We start from the raw sequence: 18,155 nt of genomic DNA, 5'->3' as shown, positions 1-18,155 counted from the left end.
TCTCCCTGAGGTGAAAACATGATAAAACTAGACACTACTATGCTTGATTATTTTAAAGAAAACCCAACTCTCCGGAAATATTTATTTTCTGGTCATTTTGGCTTGGAAAAAGAAAATGTTCGCGTAACTGCTGATGGAAAATTAGCCCTTACCCCTCATCCAGCCATTTTTGGACCGAAAGAAGATAATCCATATATCAAAACTGATTTTTCTGAGAGCCAAATTGAAATGATTACACCAGTGACAGACTCCATTGACACTGTTTATGAGTGGCTTGAAAACCTCCATAACATCGTTTCCTTACGCTCTAAAAACGAACTTCTTTGGCCTTCTAGTAATCCACCAATTTTACCAGCTGAAGAAGATATTCCAATCGCTGAGTATAAAACACCCGATAGTCCCGACCGGAAATATCGCGAACATTTAGCAAAAGGATATGGCAAAAAAATCCAGTTATTATCCGGTATTCATTATAATTTTTCCTTCCCAGAAGCGTTGATTGATGGTCTTTATTCAGAAATCAGCTTACCAGAAGAGTCCAAACAAGCTTTTAAAAACCGCTTATATTTAAAAGTCGCCAAATACTTCATGAAAAATCGCTGGTTATTAATCTACTTAACTGGTGCTAGCCCCGTTTATCTAACTGACTTTACCAAAACAGAAAACGAAGAAACACTAACTGATGGAAGCAGTTCTCTCCGTGACGGAATTTCGCTTCGTAATAGCAGCGCCGGTTACAAAAATAAAGAAACACTTTTTGTTGATTACAATTCTTTTGATGCCTATATCGCTAGCATTTCTAATTATATTGAACAAGGTAAAATCGAAAGCATGCGCGAATTTTACAATCCCATTCGCCTCAAAAATGCCCATACTGATCAAACCGTTGAAAGTTTAGCAGAGCACGGCGTTGAATATTTAGAAATCCGCTCCATTGACTTAAACCCACTAGAAGCAAACGGCATTTCAAAAGACGAACTTAACTTTATTCATCTGTTTTTAATTAAAGGGCTGCTGTCCAAAGACCGTGAACTATGCGACAACAACCAACAATTAGCCGATGAAAATGAAAATAATATTGCTTTAAATGGTCTGGCACAACCAGCCATCAAAAATTGTGACAATGAGAAAATCAGCCTTTCTGAAGCTGGACTCCTAGAACTTACAAAAATGGATGACTTTGTTAGCGCCCTTCTTCCAAATGATACCTATTTTTCTAGTATCATCGAAAAACAAAAAGAGCGCTTGCTACACCCTGAAAAGACCATTGCTTATCAAGTAAAAGAGCAAACAGCAACAAACGGCTATATCAATTTCCATTTAAATCAAGCCCAATTATTTATGGAAGAAACCGATGCGCTAGCCTATAAACTGATTGGCGCTGAAGACATGGAACTATCCACACAAATCATTTGGAAAGATGCCATCGCACGGGGTATAAAGGTAGATGTTCTCGACCGCGCCGAAAATTTTTTACGCTTCCAAAAAGATAACCATGTTGAATACGTTAAACAAGCAAGCAAAACCTCCAAAGATAATTATGTCTCCGTCTTAATGATGGAAAACAAAGTCGTCACCAAAATGGTTTTAGCAGAAAATGGCATCCGCGTCCCATTTGGCGACAGTTTTAGCGACCAACTTCTGGCAAGTGAAGCCTATCCATTGTTTAAAGATAGAAAAATCGTTATTAAACCTAAATCCACCAATTACGGATGGGGTATCAGTATATTTAAAAACACCTTTACGCTGGAAGACTATCAAGCAGCTTTAAACATCGCTTTTAGTTATGATAGTTCCGTCATTATTGAAGAATTTATCCCCGGTGATGAGTTTCGCTTTCTAGTAATTAACGACAAAGTAGAAGCAGTATTAAAGCGCGTTCCCGCTAATGTTACTGGTGATGGCATCCATAGTATTCGCGAACTAGTAAACGAAAAAAATACCGACCCATTACGTGGAACAAATCATTTAAAACCACTTGAGAAAATCCAGACTGGCCCAGAAGAAACCCTGATGCTTTCTATGCAAAAACTTTCTTGGGATAGCGTTCCAGCACCCGGCGAAACCATATACTTGCGTGAAAACTCCAACGTCAGCACTGGTGGCGATAGCATTGATTACACTGCTGAAATGGATGATTACTTTAAAGAAATTGCAATTCGAGCAACACAAGTGCTTAATGCCAAAATTTGCGGCGTTGATATAATTGTTCCACGTGAAACAATTGATCGTGAAAAACATGCTATCATCGAGCTTAATTTCAATCCTGCGATGCATATGCACTGCTTCCCATATCAAGGTGAACAGAAAAAAATTGGCGATAAAATTTTAAATTTCTTATTTGATTAGAAAAGACCCCTTAGCTATTAGGCACTGCCACTAAAAAATGAGAATAAAAGAAAAACACTTTCGTTGAATTCATGTAAAATGAAATTAATGGAGGTGTTTTTTGTGCGTACAAGAGTTATATATCCAGTAGAAATAAAAGAAGAAGCAATCAAAATGAAGCTAGCTGGCAAAGCAACCAAAGAAATTATGGACGCTTTAAATATCAAGAATCCAACACAAGTGAAAATTTGGTGGCGCTGGTATCGAAATGGAGAAAATCGGTTTCATCAAGGTGTAGGAAAACAATATAAATATCAAAAAGGTCTTGTTGAATTACCAGAAATAGAGCAATTAAAAATAGCTCTTCGACAAAAAGAAGTGGAACTGGAAATCTTAAAAAAGTACAAGGCGTTGGAAAGGAAGGGAATCCCTCCTATTTTGTTTCCTTAGTAGAAAATCTAAAAGGAACCTATCTAGTCAAAGAAATCTGCCAAGCATTACAAGTTCCAATATCCACTTATTACCGCTGGAAAAAGAAAGATTTTACACGAACTACCGTGGAAAACAAAGTGGGGAAATTGTGTAAAACTTATCGTTATACGTGTGGTTATCGAAAGATTGCTGCACTAATGAAACAAGAAAAAACTATTGGTATCAATCAAGTTCAACGCATTATGCAGAAACACAGTTGGCAATGCCAAGTGAAAGTGAAAAAGAAAAACCGACCTGGCTCTGTGTACACTTCTTATGAGTATTATCAATGTTGTCAAAAGAAAAACGTTATCCGCAGTATGTCCCGAAAAGGGACACCAGCAGATAACGCTCCCATAGAATGTTTCCATTCCTCGCTAAAGTGTGAAACATTCTACCTCAATAAAGCGTATAAATACGCTAAATCTATTGTAATCCAAATTGTAAAAGATTACATTAAATATTATAATGAAAAAAGAATTCAACAAAAATTAGGCTACCAGTCTCCTGTTAATTTCAGAAAACAAGCAGCCTAATCAAAGGTGTTTTTATTCAATTCTCACTTTTCCATGTCAGTGCAATTATTGTAAATTGCTAAGGGGTCTTTATATATAAGACATTGTTCAAGAGGTTTCCTCGATACAATTTTCTTCAATCAATACTACTTCATCCATTTGATTAATGACATTCTTCATAAATTTATACCTGCTTAGCTTATCTGCATTTCTGCCATTAGTAAATGCTACTTCTACCAAAGTATTGAATTGCTTATTTTCTGCATACAACCATTCTTGTGAAGAAGCTACATAATTATCAGTAATAGTTAACTTATCCGCATAAAGTCCTTTATAAAGAAAGTATACACCAAAAAACAAGCTATCATGCTCTGAACATATTATATCCCACTTATCTTCAAAAATATTTTTTATTTGCTCTTTAGATAATTTAGTTCCATATTCTGAAAAATAAGATTTCCTCATACACTCACTTCCTTTTAAGTTTATCTGTTTTTTAATAACAAAAAGAGCATTAAATTGGACTTAATGCTCTTTTTGTTATTAAGCTAAATTTTCCATTTGTGCCAAGAATGCTTTTTGCCATTTCTTTTCGTTCAAGAATTCAATTGGAAATGATGGGTCTAGTTTATGGAGGATTTTCGCCCATGCATCTGTTCGCAAAGATGATGATTGACGAATCGTCATAACAAACAATATAATGATTCCAGCAATCAATACCAAAAAACACAGAATGCCAGTTACTATTGCTGCTGAATTTTGGGTGTTTACCGCAAAGAAAGCGGTAAGTGCGCCTAAAACAATAACCAAAACAAAATATGATGGTATGAAAAGCAGCGTTTTCTTCCGGCTTGCCCGATAAGTCGAAACGTCTAATTGCTTTTCAAGTAACGCTAACTGGCGTACCGGATTTTTCTTCTTCACAACGGGTATTGCATATTTATCTATTAGTAAATGTGCCGCCTTTACTTCTTCTTTATTGTTCTTTGGTATAAGAACAAATAAAACAATTAAAAATACAATTCCAATTAATTGGATCAAATAAAACACTCCTAAAATCAAATTTTACATTTAATTATAGCATTTAAAACTATTATCAGGTTTGTAGCTTTTGTGAACGTTTCTTTCATAAATCCGTTAAAAAGTACGAAAAAAAACAATTTCTCGACTATAGGTTTATCAAGAAATTGTTTCACGTGAAACATATTAAACGTTAAAGCGGAAATGAACTACATCTCCATCTTTCATTTCGTATTCTTTACCTTCCAAACGAACTTTTCCTGATTCTTTAGCTGCCTGTTCAGAGCCATATTCAACTAAAGCATCGTAAGCAACTACTTCTGCACGAATAAATCCTCGTTCAAAGTCCGTATGAATAATTCCCGCACATTGAGGAGCTTTCATTCCTTTAATGAACGTCCATGCACGAACTTCTTGAACTCCTGCTGTGAAGTAAGTAGCAAGTCCAAGCAATGTATACGCAGAACGAATAAGTTGATCTAAACCAGACTCTTCAATACCCAATGCTTCAAGAAACTCGATTTTGTCTTCGTCTTCTAGTTCAGCGATTTCTTCTTCTGCACGAGCACAAACAACGATAACTTCGGAGTTTTCACTTGCAGCAAACTCACGTACTTGTTGCACGTATTTATTATCATCAGGGTTAGAAACATCTTCTTCACTTACATTCGCCACATATAAAACTGGTTTTCTTGTAAGCAAGAATAAATTACGAACAATTTTTTCCTCATCGTCGCTGAATTCAATGGCACGAGCTGGTTTATCATTTTCAAAGGCGTCACGTAATTTAACTAAAACATTAAATTCTGCAACAGCATCTTTATCTTTTTGTTTAGAGAGCTTCTCCACACGACCAATGCGCTTCTCTACTGTTTCCAAATCCGCTAAGATAAGTTCTAAGTTAATTGTAGAAATATCATCTAACGGATCTACGCGGCCTTCTACGTGCGTGATGTTCTCGTCATCGAAACAACGAGTCACATGACAAATCGCATCTACTTGGCGAATATGTGATAAAAATTTATTCCCAAGCCCTTCCCCTTTACTGGCCCCTTTCACAATACCAGCAATATCTGTAAATTCAAAAGTGGTTGGAACTGTTTTTTTCGGTTTTACAAGTTCGGTTAATTTGTTTAAGCGGTGGTCAGGTACTTCTACAATACCAACATTTGGGTCAATCGTCGCAAATGGATAGTTCGCAGCCTCTGCTCCTGCTTTTGTGATTGCATTAAAAAGTGTCGATTTCCCTACGTTAGGAAGCCCGACTATACCAGCTGTAAGTGCCATTATATATAAACTCCTTTTCATTAACTTCATTTTCAAATGCCCGTCAAATAGACATTTTTTCACTAACGTATATTATAAAGGTTTTTCACACAAAAAGCCACCCAATAAAAAAACGAAAACCCTTTACATAGTGTAGGATTTTCGTTTTTCTTTTAGCTTATTTTAAATCTATTACATGTTCTGCGAGATTAATGCCCGTTCCAGCAGCAACACGCTCTGCAAATTCAGGCTCCACTTGATAAAAATTACGCAGGTTGCGAATCTTAATATCTTCACGAACGCTTTCCCAGTCATCCACAATGTTTTTCACAAGTGCCGCACGTTCTGCATCTGAATAACGATTCCAAACTTCTTTCGCATGTCCAAAGTTATTTGGTTTTTCAGCAGCAAGGCGACCAGAAATATCACCGCGAATTTCTTGCTCAGGTTCGATAAATGCTGGATTTTCTTTTGGTTCAGTCTCACAACTATTAGGCTCATAATTAATCGAGCTTGTTTGTTGTTTAAATGGCATATAACCATCACGTTGATTGTTAGCAACCGTTGATTTCGGGCTGTTAATTGGAAGTTGCAAATAGTTTGGTCCAACGCGATGTCTTTGCGTATCAGAGTAAGAGAACAATCGCCCTTGAAGCAAACGGTCCTCAGAAGGTAGCATTCCAGGCACAAGCACACCTGGGTTAAAGCCAACAGACTCTGTTTCGGCAAAAATATTATCCGGATTACGATTTAAGGTCATCGTTCCGACTAATTCGTATGGAAATACATCCTCAAACCAATCTTTGGTTGCATCAAGTGGGTTGAAATCATAGTTATCCAGATCTTTTGGATCAAGAACTTGCACATATAAGTCCCACTCAGGATAGTCCCCATTTTCAATCGCTTCATATAAATCACGACTAGCATGATTAAACTCTTTTGCTTGAATTTGTGCCGCTTGCTCGGTTGAAAGGTTAACAATTCCAGCTTTTGGAACCCAGCGAAGTTTTACATAAACTGTCTTCCCTTCTGCATTAATCCATTTAAAAGCATGCACACTGGAACCACGAATTTCACGATAAGAAGCCGGTGTTCCTTCATCACTAAACAAATAAGCAATCATCGTCGTCGCTTCGGGAGTTAAACTAAAGAAATCCCAATAACGATTCCCGTCTTGAATATTCGTACGTGGATCTGGCTTCAAAGAATGAATTACATCCGGAAACTTAATCGCATCACGAATAAAGAATACTGGCAAATTGTTTCCCACAAAATCATAATTTCCTTCTTGCGTATAAAACTTAACAGAAAAACCACGTGGATCACGTAAAGTCTCTGGTGAATGCAGTCCATGAATAACTGTTGAAAAACGTGCAAAAACTTCTGTCTCGGTTCCCTCTTCTTGTAAAAATTGCGCTTTTGTATATTTTTTCATGCTCTTTTTCGTAACAAATTTTCCGTGCGCTCCTGCACCACGAGCATGTACAACGCGTTCTGGAACACGCTCTCTATCAAAATGCGCCAACTTCTCAATCAGCATATAATCTTCTAGTAATGTTGGTCCTTTTAATCCCGCTGTCATCGAATTTTGGTTGTCCCCAATTGGTACTCCTTGATTCGTTGTTAAATTCTTTTTATCTGGCATATGTATAAACCTCCAATAAAATAGTTTGATCATTTTTATTTATAATTATTATTAAATGATACTATTTATATTCTAAAGAAGGTTTTCTCAAACTTCAACTAAAAGGCTTTAAAAAAACAATCCTTCCGTTACCTAAAATAAAAGATAACGAATGGATTGCTTTTTTAGTTTTCTTCAGCCTTCACTAAAATCTTTTTCACTTTTCTTTCAAAATCTCGACGCGGAATCATCACACTATGTCCGCAGCCTTCACATTTAATTCGAATGTCCATTCCCATGCGGATAATTTTAAAACGATTCGTTCCACAAGGATGAGATTTTTTCATTTCTACAACATCATTTAAATCGAAATGCTTTTTTTCCATAAACATCACAACCTATTCATCATCAAACTGAATATCTAGAATTTCTAAAATACGATCTAAGTCATCATCAGATAAAAACTCAATTTCAATTTTACCTTTTTTATCGCGACGTTTAATAGATACAGCAGTTCCAAATTTTTCGCGTAATTGACTTTCACTTTCACGAATAAAGATAGGAACACGAGCTGGTTTTAATGTTTCACGTGAAACATTTTCGTTTAAGTTTGCTACAACCTCTTCTAACTGCCGTACTGTTAAGCCTTGTGTAATAGTCTTTTGGGCTGTTGGAACAATATTTTTCTTAAGTTTTAGCCCTAACAACACACGACCATGTCCAGCTGATAATGAGCCATCTCGAAGCATCTCTTGAACTTCTTCCGGTAGCGTTAAAAGGCGGACAAAGTTAGCAATATATGGTCTGCTCTTACCAAGACGTTCTGCTAATTTAGCTTGCGTTAATCCCAATTTTTTCATTAGGAATTGATATGATTCAGCTTCCTCTAAAGGAGATAAATCTTCCCGTTGTAAGTTTTCAATTACAGAAAGCTCCATCATTTCTTCTTCTGTTAAATCACGGACAACTGCCGGAATTTCTTTTAATTTGGCTTCTTTTGCTGCTCGGAATCTACGTTCACCTACAACAATTTCATATCCCTTAGCAGCATTCCTTAAGATGATTGGTTGTAATATCCCATGAACTTTAATTGAATCGCGTAATTCATTGATTGCTTTTGTATCAAAAATTTTACGCGGTTGATATGGGTTTGGTTTAATTTCTTTTATAGCAATATTTTGAACGGTTTCTTCATTTGTATCAACATTATTAAATAGCGCATTGATTCCCTTACCTAGACCCTTAGCCATGTGCAACCACTTCCTTTGCTAATTCTAAATAAACTTCTGCACCTTTTGATTTTGCATCATACAGCAAAATTGGTTTACCGTGACTAGGCGCTTCACTTAAACGTACATTACGTGGAATAATCGTGTTAAACACTTTGTTTTGGAAGTATTTTTTCACTTCTCCAATTACTTGTATACCTAGGTTTGTTCTTGCATCAAGCATTGTTAGTAAGACACCTTCAATTTGCAAATCCTCATTAAGATGTTTTTGAACAATTCTTATTGTGTTTAAAAGCTGGCTTAAACCCTCCAGCGCATAGTACTCACATTGAACAGGAATTAATACGGAATCTGCTGCTGTTAAAGCATTTAGTGTCAAAAGCCCAAGCGATGGCGGACAATCAATAATGACATAATCATAGTCGTCACGAATTGAGTCGATTGCTTTTTTCAATCTAATTTCACGTGAAATTGCTGGAACAAGCTCTACTTCAGCGCCTGCAAGCTGAATGGTTGCCGGAATTACATTTAAATTGTCCAAATCTGTTTTTTGTAACACATCTTGAATGGCTACATCGTCAACAAGGACATCATAAATACAATGTTCTATTTCACCTTTATTTACACCAACCCCACTGGATGCATTTCCTTGTGGATCAATATCTACTAGTAATACTTTCTTGCCTAAAAAAGCTAGGCTAGAACTTAAATTAACGGATGATGTTGTTTTACCAACTCCACCTTTTTGGTTCGCTAGTGCAATCACTTTGCTCAATCTTTTTCACCAACCCTTATTTTGTACCGAAATTTCCGGTTCTTTTATCTTCTATTCTACCAAAAGATTTTCATTTAGTCTTACAAAAAGTAAAAATAAATTTAAATTCGTGTTTTCAGAGCAAAAAAAGCGTGAAAATATTATTTTTTATTTTAAAATGTTTCACGTGAAACATTTTAAAATAAAAAAAAGCAACCAACCTAAGCTGATTACTTCTCTAAACTCAATCGACTGAAAAAGTTGTCTTAACGCCTAGAACCGTACAAACTTTCTGATACATTCTAAGAGTTAAATCGGGATCTCCAGCTTCTAAACGACCAATAATTACTGGTGATAGATCGGATTTTAAAGCTAAATCCAATTGCGACCATTTCTTTTCCATTCTTTTGGCAAATATATATTTACCTATACTTGCTGAAAAACTTTCTAAGTAATGAGCAATTCCTTCGTTTTCTAATGCTTGTTTTTTAAGGGTTTCAAATTGATAATCTGAATTACCAATACTTGTTTCTACATCAATCCGTCGTAAGAAAACACGTTTGGCTTCTTCTCGATAAGAGCCCATTTGATCAGTGAACGGGTTTTTATCTTTAAAATAACCTTTAACAAAACAATAATAAGTTTCATCTCCACTAAAGGCAGTGAAGTAAATTAAACGGCTATTTTTATCTTTAAAATGTGCCTTCATTTCTTGGATTGGTTGATCTACCGTTGTTTCGATACGAGTTGTTTGTAGTGAATAGGCTTGACTTTTGCCAATAATTAAATGTACATCAGGGAGAATTTGCTTTCCAGTACTAAGCTTTCTTGTTTCTGCTGTTTCGAGTTGTAGTAGGCCTTGGAATACTAAGGTGGCCATTAGTGGTTCTTCTACAATTAAATTTTGTAAAAAATCATACGCTTGGAACTCATTTTGTTCGTCTTTCACAAAAATGATTTTTGCCATTCGTTTCGTGATTCCACTCCTACTTGAGCGAATCACTCCCTCCTTTACAACTTTACCTAATTCTATTGTACTTTTTTCTGCTCAAAATTGCACTTATTTTCTCTAATCTTTCTAAAATACATAACAATTACTCTTTTAAATATAAATCAACTCAAAATGAGTCGCTTTTTTAAATAAAAAAGAGCCACTTACTTGTGCGGCTCTTCCTGAATAAAAGTCTTAATTAATCTTTTAAAATGCGCCTTTACTTTTTCGGTTGTTTCCACCACTTCTTGATGATTTAATGTTTCTTGCATTCCCGCTGCTAAATTGGTAATGCAGGAAATACCCGCAATCCTTAAGCCGCAATGGTTGGCAACGATAGTTTCACTAACAGTAGACATCCCAACCGCATCTGCGCCCATCAACCGAGCCATACGTATTTCTGCTGGTGTTTCATAAGATGGTCCTGAGAAGCCCATATAAGTGCCTTCTTGAAGTTTGATTTCAAGCTTTTGAGCAATACGCTGCAAGCTATGTTGGTACGCTTGATCATAAGCTCTACTCATATCTGGAAAACGTGGTCCCGCTCCGTAGTTAGGGCCAATAAGAGGATTTGTGCCAGTGAAGTTAATTTGATCGGAAATTAGCATTAACTCTCCCTGTTTAAACTGCTCATTAACTCCCCCAGCTGCATTAGTTAGTATAACTGAATGTGCCCCTAACTTTTTCATCAGTCGGATTGGCATGGTTACTTCTTCCATCGAGTAGCCTTCATAGTAATGAAACCTTCCTTGCATACCAAGAACCCATTTTCCCATTAATTTTCCATATACGAGTCTTCCTTTATGTCCTTCTACAGTAGAAATTGGAAAGCCCGGAATAGTATGGTAATCAAAGTAAGCTGCATCCTCTATTTCATCTGCAAGTTCTCCAAGACCCGATCCTAAAACGAGACCAAAATCCAACGCTTGAATGCCGTGTTTTTTTAGAAAAGTGACTGCTTCTTTCATTGTTTCTCCTTTCCTAATCAAATGAAGTAATTTTTTCCTTTAGTAATTGTTTTTCCTCGTCCGTAGCAAATGAGGCTTCCAAGGCATCTAAGGTGATTTTTTGAATGACTTCTGTTGTTACTTGTAATGTTTGCCATTCTTTCGTTAAAGTGGTTCTCGATACGCTACGGTTATCTGTATTAATAGAAAGAGAGATCCCCGCATTATAAAACGCTTGAAATGGGTATTCGTCCATTGTGGAAATAGCTTTTGTTTGTAAATTACTAGTTGGACACATTTCGATATGAATTTGATGCTGGATGCAAGTAGCCATTAAATCTTGATGTCCTCGCATGCTAGTTCCATGACCGATACGCTTTGCTCCAAAAACAATTGAATCACGAATATTTGCAGCCGAACCACATTCACCAGCATGAATGGTTAAATTAACTGCTTTTTCTTTTGCATAATCAAACCATTCAAGGTACATCTTTGGCGGATACGCAGCTTCATCACCAGCTAAATCAACGCCTACAACACCAATTTTTCGATAAGAAACTGCATAATCAATAACACGTTTATTTGTTTCTAAATCATGCCCTCGCATAGCGCAAAGAATCATATTACTGTGTACACCATAATCCAAGTACCCTTGTTTCAGGCCGGATGCAACACTCTGAATTATTTCCTGCTCACTTAACCCTTCTAACTTAAATAACATTGGTGAAAAGCGTACTTCGATATAAATTATATTTTCATCTGCCGCCTGCGCAATTAAGTCATAGGCGGCGATTTTTAACGCTTCTTCATTTTGCAAAAATGGCATTACCGTCTCAAAACATTTTAAATAACTGGCTAAACTCTGACAATTTGCTGCAACGTGCAGATTTCTGCTAACTTCTTCGTCCGGCGGTAGCTTCTTACCAGCAATTTTTGCTAATTTTTTTAAAGTTGCTAGCGAAATGGAACCATCCAAATGCGAATGTAGCTCTATTTTTGGAAGACGTTTGATTGTTTGAAAGGTCATTTTAGCATCATTCTAGTGGGCATGCCGGTTTGAGCACCTTTTGACTTCACAGAAAGAGCACTTGCTTTCACGGCCCATTTTACCGCTTGATCAAAGCTTCCTTCTAATAAGGTTGCTGCAAAAACACCTGCGAACGTATCCCCCGCACCTGTTGAGTCAACTGCTTCTACCTTCTCAGCTGGAACATTTACTTGAATGCCATTAGCAAAGTAACTCACACCTTCTGCACCTTTTGATAGGATGATTTTCTGCGGATTCTTTTCAAGCAGTTCTTTCTCTGTAGTACGCAATTTACGCGCTATATCACTGAATTCCATTTCATTCGGTGTGATATACGTTGCTTTTTCAAACATTTCTGCTGAAAATAACTCAGAAGGTGCAGGGTCTAAGATGGTAGTAATTTCGTTCTCCACGCAATAAGTTAGTGCATCTAAAATGATTTCTTTAGGTAATTCCAATTGGAGCAAAACAATATCCGCATCACTAAAAATGGAAGAAAAGTCAGTTACTGTAAATTGATGATTAGCTCCCGGGACGTAAATAATTGAATTATCCCCGTCTATAATGGTAATTACAGCCGCTCCAGTTGAAGCCTCCACCTCTTTTAAAAAGTTCGTTTGAATTCCTTCATTTTTAAAATTAGCTAAAATTTGTTTTCCCGCTTCATCATTTCCAACAGCTCCAACGAAAGCAACATCCCCGCCAAAACGCTTAGCTGCAACTGCTTGGTTTGCACCTTTTCCACCAAAATATTTTTGGAATTCTATGCCTTTAATTGTTTCGCCTTTTTGCGGCTGATGCTCTGTTTCCACGACATAGTCAATGGAACAGCTCCCCAAAACAACTATTCTACTCATGCTATCTTCCTCTCGCATAAAATTTATGCTCTATTTGTTTTAATTGCCTCAATCATTTCATTTATATCTAAAATTTGATTTCCTATCCCAAGTTGTTTAGCAACTCGACTGATATATGGTTGTTTTAAATTTGCTTTTTCTAAAATATCAAAATCCCAAAACACTTTACGCCTTGAGGAATCAAGTAATTTCTGTTTATTTGCCATAACAATAACTCGTTCAAAATTACTTACGACAAACTCCATATCATGAGTAATGGTAATAATGATTTTATTTTCCTTTTGCAACTCAGAAATAATCTTTCCTAGTCTAAGCATTGATGGATAATCTTGTCCTGCAGTTGGCTCATCGAGAATGATAACGTCTGGATTCATCGCGATAACCGCAGCAATCGTTATAAATTTCCGAATTGAAAAAGGTAAATTATAAGGATGTTCTTCTAAATATGGCTTAAGCCCAGTTAATTCCACTGCTTTATTTACGTTTTCTTGTACTTGTTTCTCTGAAAGTTTAAGATTTTTTGGTCCAAACTGAATTTCACTTAGCACATCACTATGAAAAATTTGATCATCTGGATTTTGAAAAACATAGCCAACTTTTCTTGATATTTTCGCCGTTGTATAATCTTTTGTATCCCAACCATCCACTACAATTTTTCCAGAAGTAGGTCGAAGCAAGCCATTCATAAGTTTCACAGTCGTTGTTTTTCCTGCGCCATTTTGGCCAACGATTGCAACAGCCTCGCCCTTTTCAAAAGACATGCTAACATTTTCTACTGCACTAAAACCACCTGGGTATGAAAATGAGACTTGATCTAACTGTAAATAACTCAAAATGTCTTAACCTCCCCTAAAAGTGCTTGAAGTTGTTTCACGGCCGCGTCTTCTGTTAACGGAATTTCTTCTAACGGAATCCCCGTCTTCATAAGTTCTAAACCTAAAATCGCAAATTGAGGAATAACTCCACCATATTCAATGACTTGTTCTTTAGATAATATAGCTTGTTTTTCCCCCATCATTTTAATTTCGCCATCTTGCAACAAAATGATTTCGTCCGCATATTCAGCAACAAGTTCAATCTTATGCTCTACTAAAATAATCGTGGAACCCAAGTCTTTCATCATTTTAATAATTTTAAATACATCTTCTGTTCCTTGAGGGTCTAACTGAGATGTAGGTTCATCAATAATTAGAATTTCTGGTTCCATCACAATAATGGATGCTAGAGAAATTCGCTGTTTTTGCCCTCCAGAAAGGAAGTTAGGGTTTTTATCACGTAAAAAATCAATTTCCAATAAATCCATAATCGCATTTACTTTTTCTCGGATTAGCTCTTCTGGCATCCCTAAATTTTCAAGCCCAAAAGCAATTTCTTCAAAAACAGTTTCCTTAGAACCACTGATTTGTGTAAATGGATTTTGGAAAACATAGCCAATTTTTTGCGACAAATCGCTTAACGTCCATTCTTCTAATCGTTTTCCAAAAACTACTACTTCCCCTACTAATTGTCCGTGATAGAAATGCGGAATAAATCCTCGAAGCAAATTGCACAAGGTTGTTTTTCCCGCATCATTACTTCCAATTAAGGCATAGAATTTACCTTTTTCAATGGATAAGTTAATATTTTGCAAGACTTCTTTATGACCAATAGGATATTTGTAAGAAACGTTTTCTAAAGTTATTACATTCATAGTATAAGACCCCTCACAGCTAAGAGTATAATCAAGATAATGAAAATAGTAGAAATCCAGTAATCTTTCTTTGATTTTTTAATGGAATAAATATTGGTTTTCTTTACTTTTGCGGAAAAAGCTCTAGATTCTAGTGTTAACACCCGTTCTTCTGATGATTCTACGGATGAAAGTACTAATGGTCCTAATATTGGTAAAAATGATTTCGCGCGTATAAGCAGGCTTCCTTCTGTTTCAATTCCTCGTGATCTTTGCGCGTCCATAATTGTTTTAGAGAGTTCTTTCATTTGAGGTGTAATTTGGAGTGTCGACATGATAACATAGGTTACTTTTTTTGGCATGCCCATTTTTTCTAATGAGTAAATAAAGTCCTTTGTTTTCGTAATACGGAAAAATAAGATGATAATGGAGCTAATAGCAACAATTTTGGAAGTTAATACGAGACTATATACAATCCCCTCCATATTCACCGTGAAAATCCACCAGCTGAAAAGCACTGTAGTTCCTGGATAGAATAGCCCTTGAATAACAAAAATAAAGATGATAATTGTAAAAATAGCTTTCATAAATAAGCTAAAAAATTCGCCACCCTTACCTGCAAGCATCGCAATTAGTAAACACACGGGAAAAATAGCATATTGATATAAATAACCCGGAATAAACATGCTAGATATTATTACAAAAGCAACAACCCACAGTTTGGTCGTTGGATAGAGACTAAGAATAAATCGCTTCATATCACAAACTCCTTTTTTATACGATTTTTGTAGTATTTAACTCTTGTTTTTTAATATATGGCATTCCGTAATTTTGCTTCGATAGATAACGAGCCGACATTTTTTTTACAATCAGCCATGCAATCAGCAAGTTTACAACCGAATTAATACTTCCAATTATGAGTGTTTGTGAGAATACTGCTGTCCAAATTTGCTCCCCAGTAGATAGTAATGTTGCTGTAATTAAGTCAATGGATGACCCTGTAACACCGCCAAACAAAATAACTTGAACGGGTGCAGAGGTAATGGATGAAACAATAGTCACAATAACAGAGGAAATTAGTAACAAGATTATATTGTTAAACATTTTAACTCTTGAAAGCATCCCGACAGTCCAACCAACTGACATTGAAACCAGTGCAAAAGGGATTGCAACAGGATTGAGCATGCCATTTACTAAGCTCCCCAGTCCCCCAGTGACAAGCCCAACCCAAGGACCAGCAATCATACTAACCAGTGCGGTACCCATTAAATCTAAAAACACAGGTAATTTTAAAATAGAAGACAATTGGTACCCAACAACATTAATTGCCACTCCAATCGGTATTAACAAAATCGACAGTAACGAAAAATCATATTTCATTCCGCGCTTCATTTAAAAACCTCCATATAATTTATTTTCCTTTTAGTAAAACCCCTAGTAATAGTTCATTAAAACGTTCACTGTCCACATCTAAACATAAATCCACATTGCCAGATTCATCATAAGTAGCAACAGTTTGACCGGTCGGATGTCTGTGGTCATATTCCACTTCAATTGTTACTTTTTCAGTCTTCACTAAACTTCTATCAAGAAGCAGTGATACGGTAAGAGGATCGTGCATTAATGTAAAATCTTCTTCAATAAAGTCAAACCATCTATCTAACATTTTAACAAGCGCATCATTTAATGGTAATGCCGATGCTTTTAGTTGGTCCCGCTCTGATTTGGTGAATTTCACTTTCATTGTTACGTCCAGACCAACCATAGTAATTTTGGCTTGACTGCGAAAAACTAACGAGGCTGCTTCTGGGTCTGATTTAATATTATGTTCGATTTGGCGTATCTTTAATCCGTTATCACCAAGTCTTGTTACACCACCCATTAAAATAATTTCTTTTACATTTTCTGCTACTTTTGGTTCACGAATAATTGCGGCTGCTATATTTGTTAGCGGTCCAATTGGGATAAGGGTAATTTCATGTGGATTATCCATAATAGTTCTAATAATGAAGTCAACACCATGCTCTGCCTCCACTTCAAGCGTCTCATAATCTTCTAAAACACCATCCCCTTCATGCCCAGCCATCCAAACTTCTCGGTTGTGTAGAAGCGGTAGTTCAATCCCAGGATAAACTTTTACTTCTTCAGCATCTCCAAGCGTTAATAATTTTTTTGCTAGTTTTGCTCTTAGAAGGGTATCGCCATATACGGTTGTTACTCCCTCGATGTAAATTTCATCCGACTTCATCGCAAGTGCAAGTGCCATTGCATCATCAATATCACTGCCTACATCTGTATCAATAATTACTCTATTTGGACTCATTTTTTTAAACTACCTCCTAATTTATTAAAACGTTTTAACAAAACGGTAAAGCCATATTTGTGAGCGCTGTCATTTTTTAAAGCATAAATTAAAACGTTTTAAAAGTCAACCGCTTCTTTTTAGTTTTCTTCTAGTCTAACACTCGATCTTTCAACCAAAGTAACTGGTGCTACATAATTTTCTACAGCCTTATTATTATTTTGAATCCGCCAAACTAAATTTTCCACAGCAACCTTGCCAATTTCCTCGATGGGTTGTTGAATGGTTGTTAGCTTAGGTGTTAAGTATTGTGCTGTTGTAATATCGTCAAATCCTAACACTGAAATATCGCTTGGAATCACTTTGCCGAGCTCATTAGCCGCTTCATAAACGCCTATTGCCATTAAGTCATTGCAAACAAATATTGCCGAAATATCTTTTTTACAGATGGCCATACCTTCTTCATAACCACTTTCAACAGTCAACGTCCCATTTTCTGAATAAATGGGTGTTAATTGATGCTTTCTCATTGTTTCTAAATATCCTCGACCACGTTCAGAGATATTTACAAACTTTTCCGCTCCACTTAAACAAGCAATTTTAGTGTGCCCTTTCGCAATTAAATGCTCTGTTGCAATCACTCCACCAGCATAATCATCCACAAAAACACCATTATTTACCACTCTACTAGGTCGATCCATTAAAATATATGGCACATTTGATTTTCCTAGTTGCTGTATTGTTGCTTCAGTTAAGTTTTCAGCACTAGCAAAAATGATTCCTTCAATCGAACGGTATAGCATTTCATTAATATATTTTTGTTCGCGTTCTAAATCGTATGCGCTATTGCATAGAAATAGTAAATAACCCGCCTCATTAAGCGCGTTTTCAATACTATTGGCTAATTTAGAGAAGAACGGATTGGAAACATCAGGAACAATTAAACCAATTGTATTACTTTTAACACTATTTAAGTTTTTAGCAAAATAATTAGGTTGATAGTTTAGTTTTTCAATGGCTTCATTTACTTTTTTGACCGTTTTCGGGCTAAATAATTCTGCCTTTCCATTGATAATTAATGAAATGGTCGCAATGGAAACCCCCGCTTCTTTTGCGATGTCTTTTATTGTCGTCTTCACACTCTCTCCTCCTTCC

18 protein-coding genes and 1 pseudogene are annotated in these 18,155 nt (G+C 36.2%); 2 read left to right on the top strand and 17 right to left on the bottom strand.

What is annotated here, in order from left to right:
- Positions 1 to 18: 18 nt before the first annotated feature.
- Positions 19 to 2,349 (top strand): bifunctional glutamate--cysteine ligase GshA/glutathione synthetase GshB, encoded by a 2,331-nt coding sequence (gshAB, locus tag HCJ50_RS05980; RefSeq protein WP_185344204.1) that lies wholly within the window; start codon positions 19 to 21, stop codon positions 2,347 to 2,349.
- Between the two features lie 102 nt (positions 2,350 to 2,451).
- Positions 2,452 to 3,335: pseudogene (locus tag HCJ50_RS05975) on the top strand (IS3 family transposase).
- A gap of 87 nt (positions 3,336 to 3,422) precedes the next feature.
- On the opposite strand, the gene HCJ50_RS05970 reads toward HCJ50_RS05975, so the two are convergent.
- From HCJ50_RS05970 to HCJ50_RS05890, 17 genes are all read right to left on the bottom strand, one after another.
- The gene (locus tag HCJ50_RS05970) at positions 3,423 to 3,779 is read right to left on the bottom strand and encodes a hypothetical protein (protein WP_185344208.1); all 357 of its coding nucleotides are present in this window, start codon (positions 3,777 to 3,779) and stop codon (positions 3,423 to 3,425) included.
- A gap of 78 nt (positions 3,780 to 3,857) precedes the next feature.
- Positions 3,858 to 4,355 carry a DUF2545 family protein gene (locus tag HCJ50_RS05965; protein ID WP_185344211.1) on the bottom strand — a complete coding sequence of 166 codons (498 nt, stop codon included), beginning with the start codon at positions 4,353 to 4,355 and terminating at the stop codon, positions 3,858 to 3,860.
- Between the two features lie 165 nt (positions 4,356 to 4,520).
- Positions 4,521 to 5,621 carry a redox-regulated ATPase YchF gene (gene ychF, locus HCJ50_RS05960; protein WP_185380406.1) on the bottom strand — a complete coding sequence of 367 codons (1,101 nt, stop codon included), beginning with the start codon at positions 5,619 to 5,621 and terminating at the stop codon, positions 4,521 to 4,523.
- A 157-nt stretch (positions 5,622 to 5,778) separates the two neighbouring features.
- A complete protein-coding gene (locus HCJ50_RS05955; protein ID WP_185380407.1) occupies positions 5,779 to 7,245 on the bottom strand; it encodes a catalase in 1,467 nt (488 codons plus the stop codon).
- 164 nt (positions 7,246 to 7,409) lie between these two features.
- Complete coding sequence (locus tag HCJ50_RS05950; RefSeq protein ID WP_185344215.1) at positions 7,410 to 7,616, bottom strand: DUF951 domain-containing protein; 207 nt, start codon at positions 7,614 to 7,616, stop codon at positions 7,410 to 7,412.
- 6 nt (positions 7,617 to 7,622) lie between these two features.
- Positions 7,623 to 8,474, bottom strand: a complete 852-nt coding sequence (locus HCJ50_RS05945) for a ParB/RepB/Spo0J family partition protein (RefSeq protein WP_185380408.1) — start codon at positions 8,472 to 8,474, stop codon at positions 7,623 to 7,625.
- A complete protein-coding gene (locus tag HCJ50_RS05940) occupies positions 8,467 to 9,228 on the bottom strand; it encodes a ParA family protein (RefSeq protein ID WP_185344219.1) in 762 nt (253 codons plus the stop codon). The genes HCJ50_RS05945 and HCJ50_RS05940 overlap by 8 nt, the downstream gene beginning before the upstream one ends.
- A gap of 223 nt (positions 9,229 to 9,451) precedes the next feature.
- On the bottom strand, positions 9,452 to 10,174 hold the full coding sequence (locus HCJ50_RS05935; protein WP_221636075.1) for a helix-turn-helix domain-containing protein: 723 nt from the start codon (positions 10,172 to 10,174) through the stop codon (positions 9,452 to 9,454).
- A gap of 188 nt (positions 10,175 to 10,362) precedes the next feature.
- Complete coding sequence (locus HCJ50_RS05930) at positions 10,363 to 11,166, bottom strand: purine-nucleoside phosphorylase (RefSeq protein WP_185380409.1); 804 nt, start codon at positions 11,164 to 11,166, stop codon at positions 10,363 to 10,365.
- Between the two features lie 13 nt (positions 11,167 to 11,179).
- Complete coding sequence (add, locus tag HCJ50_RS05925; protein WP_185380410.1) at positions 11,180 to 12,172, bottom strand: adenosine deaminase; 993 nt, start codon at positions 12,170 to 12,172, stop codon at positions 11,180 to 11,182.
- A complete protein-coding gene (locus HCJ50_RS05920) occupies positions 12,169 to 13,029 on the bottom strand; it encodes a ribokinase (protein ID WP_185344227.1) in 861 nt (286 codons plus the stop codon). The genes add and HCJ50_RS05920 overlap by 4 nt, the downstream gene beginning before the upstream one ends.
- 23 nt (positions 13,030 to 13,052) lie before the next feature.
- Complete coding sequence (locus HCJ50_RS05915) at positions 13,053 to 13,862, bottom strand: energy-coupling factor ABC transporter ATP-binding protein (RefSeq protein ID WP_185380411.1); 810 nt, start codon at positions 13,860 to 13,862, stop codon at positions 13,053 to 13,055.
- Positions 13,859 to 14,719: an energy-coupling factor ABC transporter ATP-binding protein gene (locus tag HCJ50_RS05910; RefSeq protein WP_185380412.1), complete on the bottom strand. Its 861-nt coding sequence runs from the start codon at positions 14,717 to 14,719 to the stop codon at positions 13,859 to 13,861. Before HCJ50_RS05910 ends, HCJ50_RS05915 begins: the two co-directional genes overlap by 4 nt.
- A complete protein-coding gene (locus tag HCJ50_RS05905; RefSeq protein ID WP_185344233.1) occupies positions 14,716 to 15,456 on the bottom strand; it encodes an energy-coupling factor transporter transmembrane component T in 741 nt (246 codons plus the stop codon). The genes HCJ50_RS05910 and HCJ50_RS05905 overlap by 4 nt, the downstream gene beginning before the upstream one ends.
- 16 nt (positions 15,457 to 15,472) lie before the next feature.
- Entirely contained in the window at positions 15,473 to 16,090 is a 618-nt protein-coding gene (locus HCJ50_RS05900) for an ECF transporter S component (protein WP_185344236.1), read from the bottom strand.
- Positions 16,091 to 16,109: 19 nt separating this feature from the next.
- Positions 16,110 to 17,021: a nucleoside hydrolase gene (locus HCJ50_RS05895; RefSeq protein WP_185344238.1), complete on the bottom strand. Its 912-nt coding sequence runs from the start codon at positions 17,019 to 17,021 to the stop codon at positions 16,110 to 16,112.
- A 119-nt stretch (positions 17,022 to 17,140) separates the two neighbouring features.
- On the bottom strand, positions 17,141 to 18,139 hold the full coding sequence (locus tag HCJ50_RS05890) for a LacI family DNA-binding transcriptional regulator (RefSeq protein WP_185344240.1): 999 nt from the start codon (positions 18,137 to 18,139) through the stop codon (positions 17,141 to 17,143).
- Positions 18,140 to 18,155: the final 16 nt, after the last annotated feature.

It is taken from the genome of Listeria immobilis (genome assembly GCF_014322765.1).
Taxonomy (GTDB): Bacteria; Bacillota; Bacilli; order Lactobacillales; family Listeriaceae; genus Listeria; species Listeria immobilis.
The sequence above is the reverse complement of the archived record's forward strand: the minus strand, read 5'-3'. Positions and strand labels throughout refer to the sequence as shown.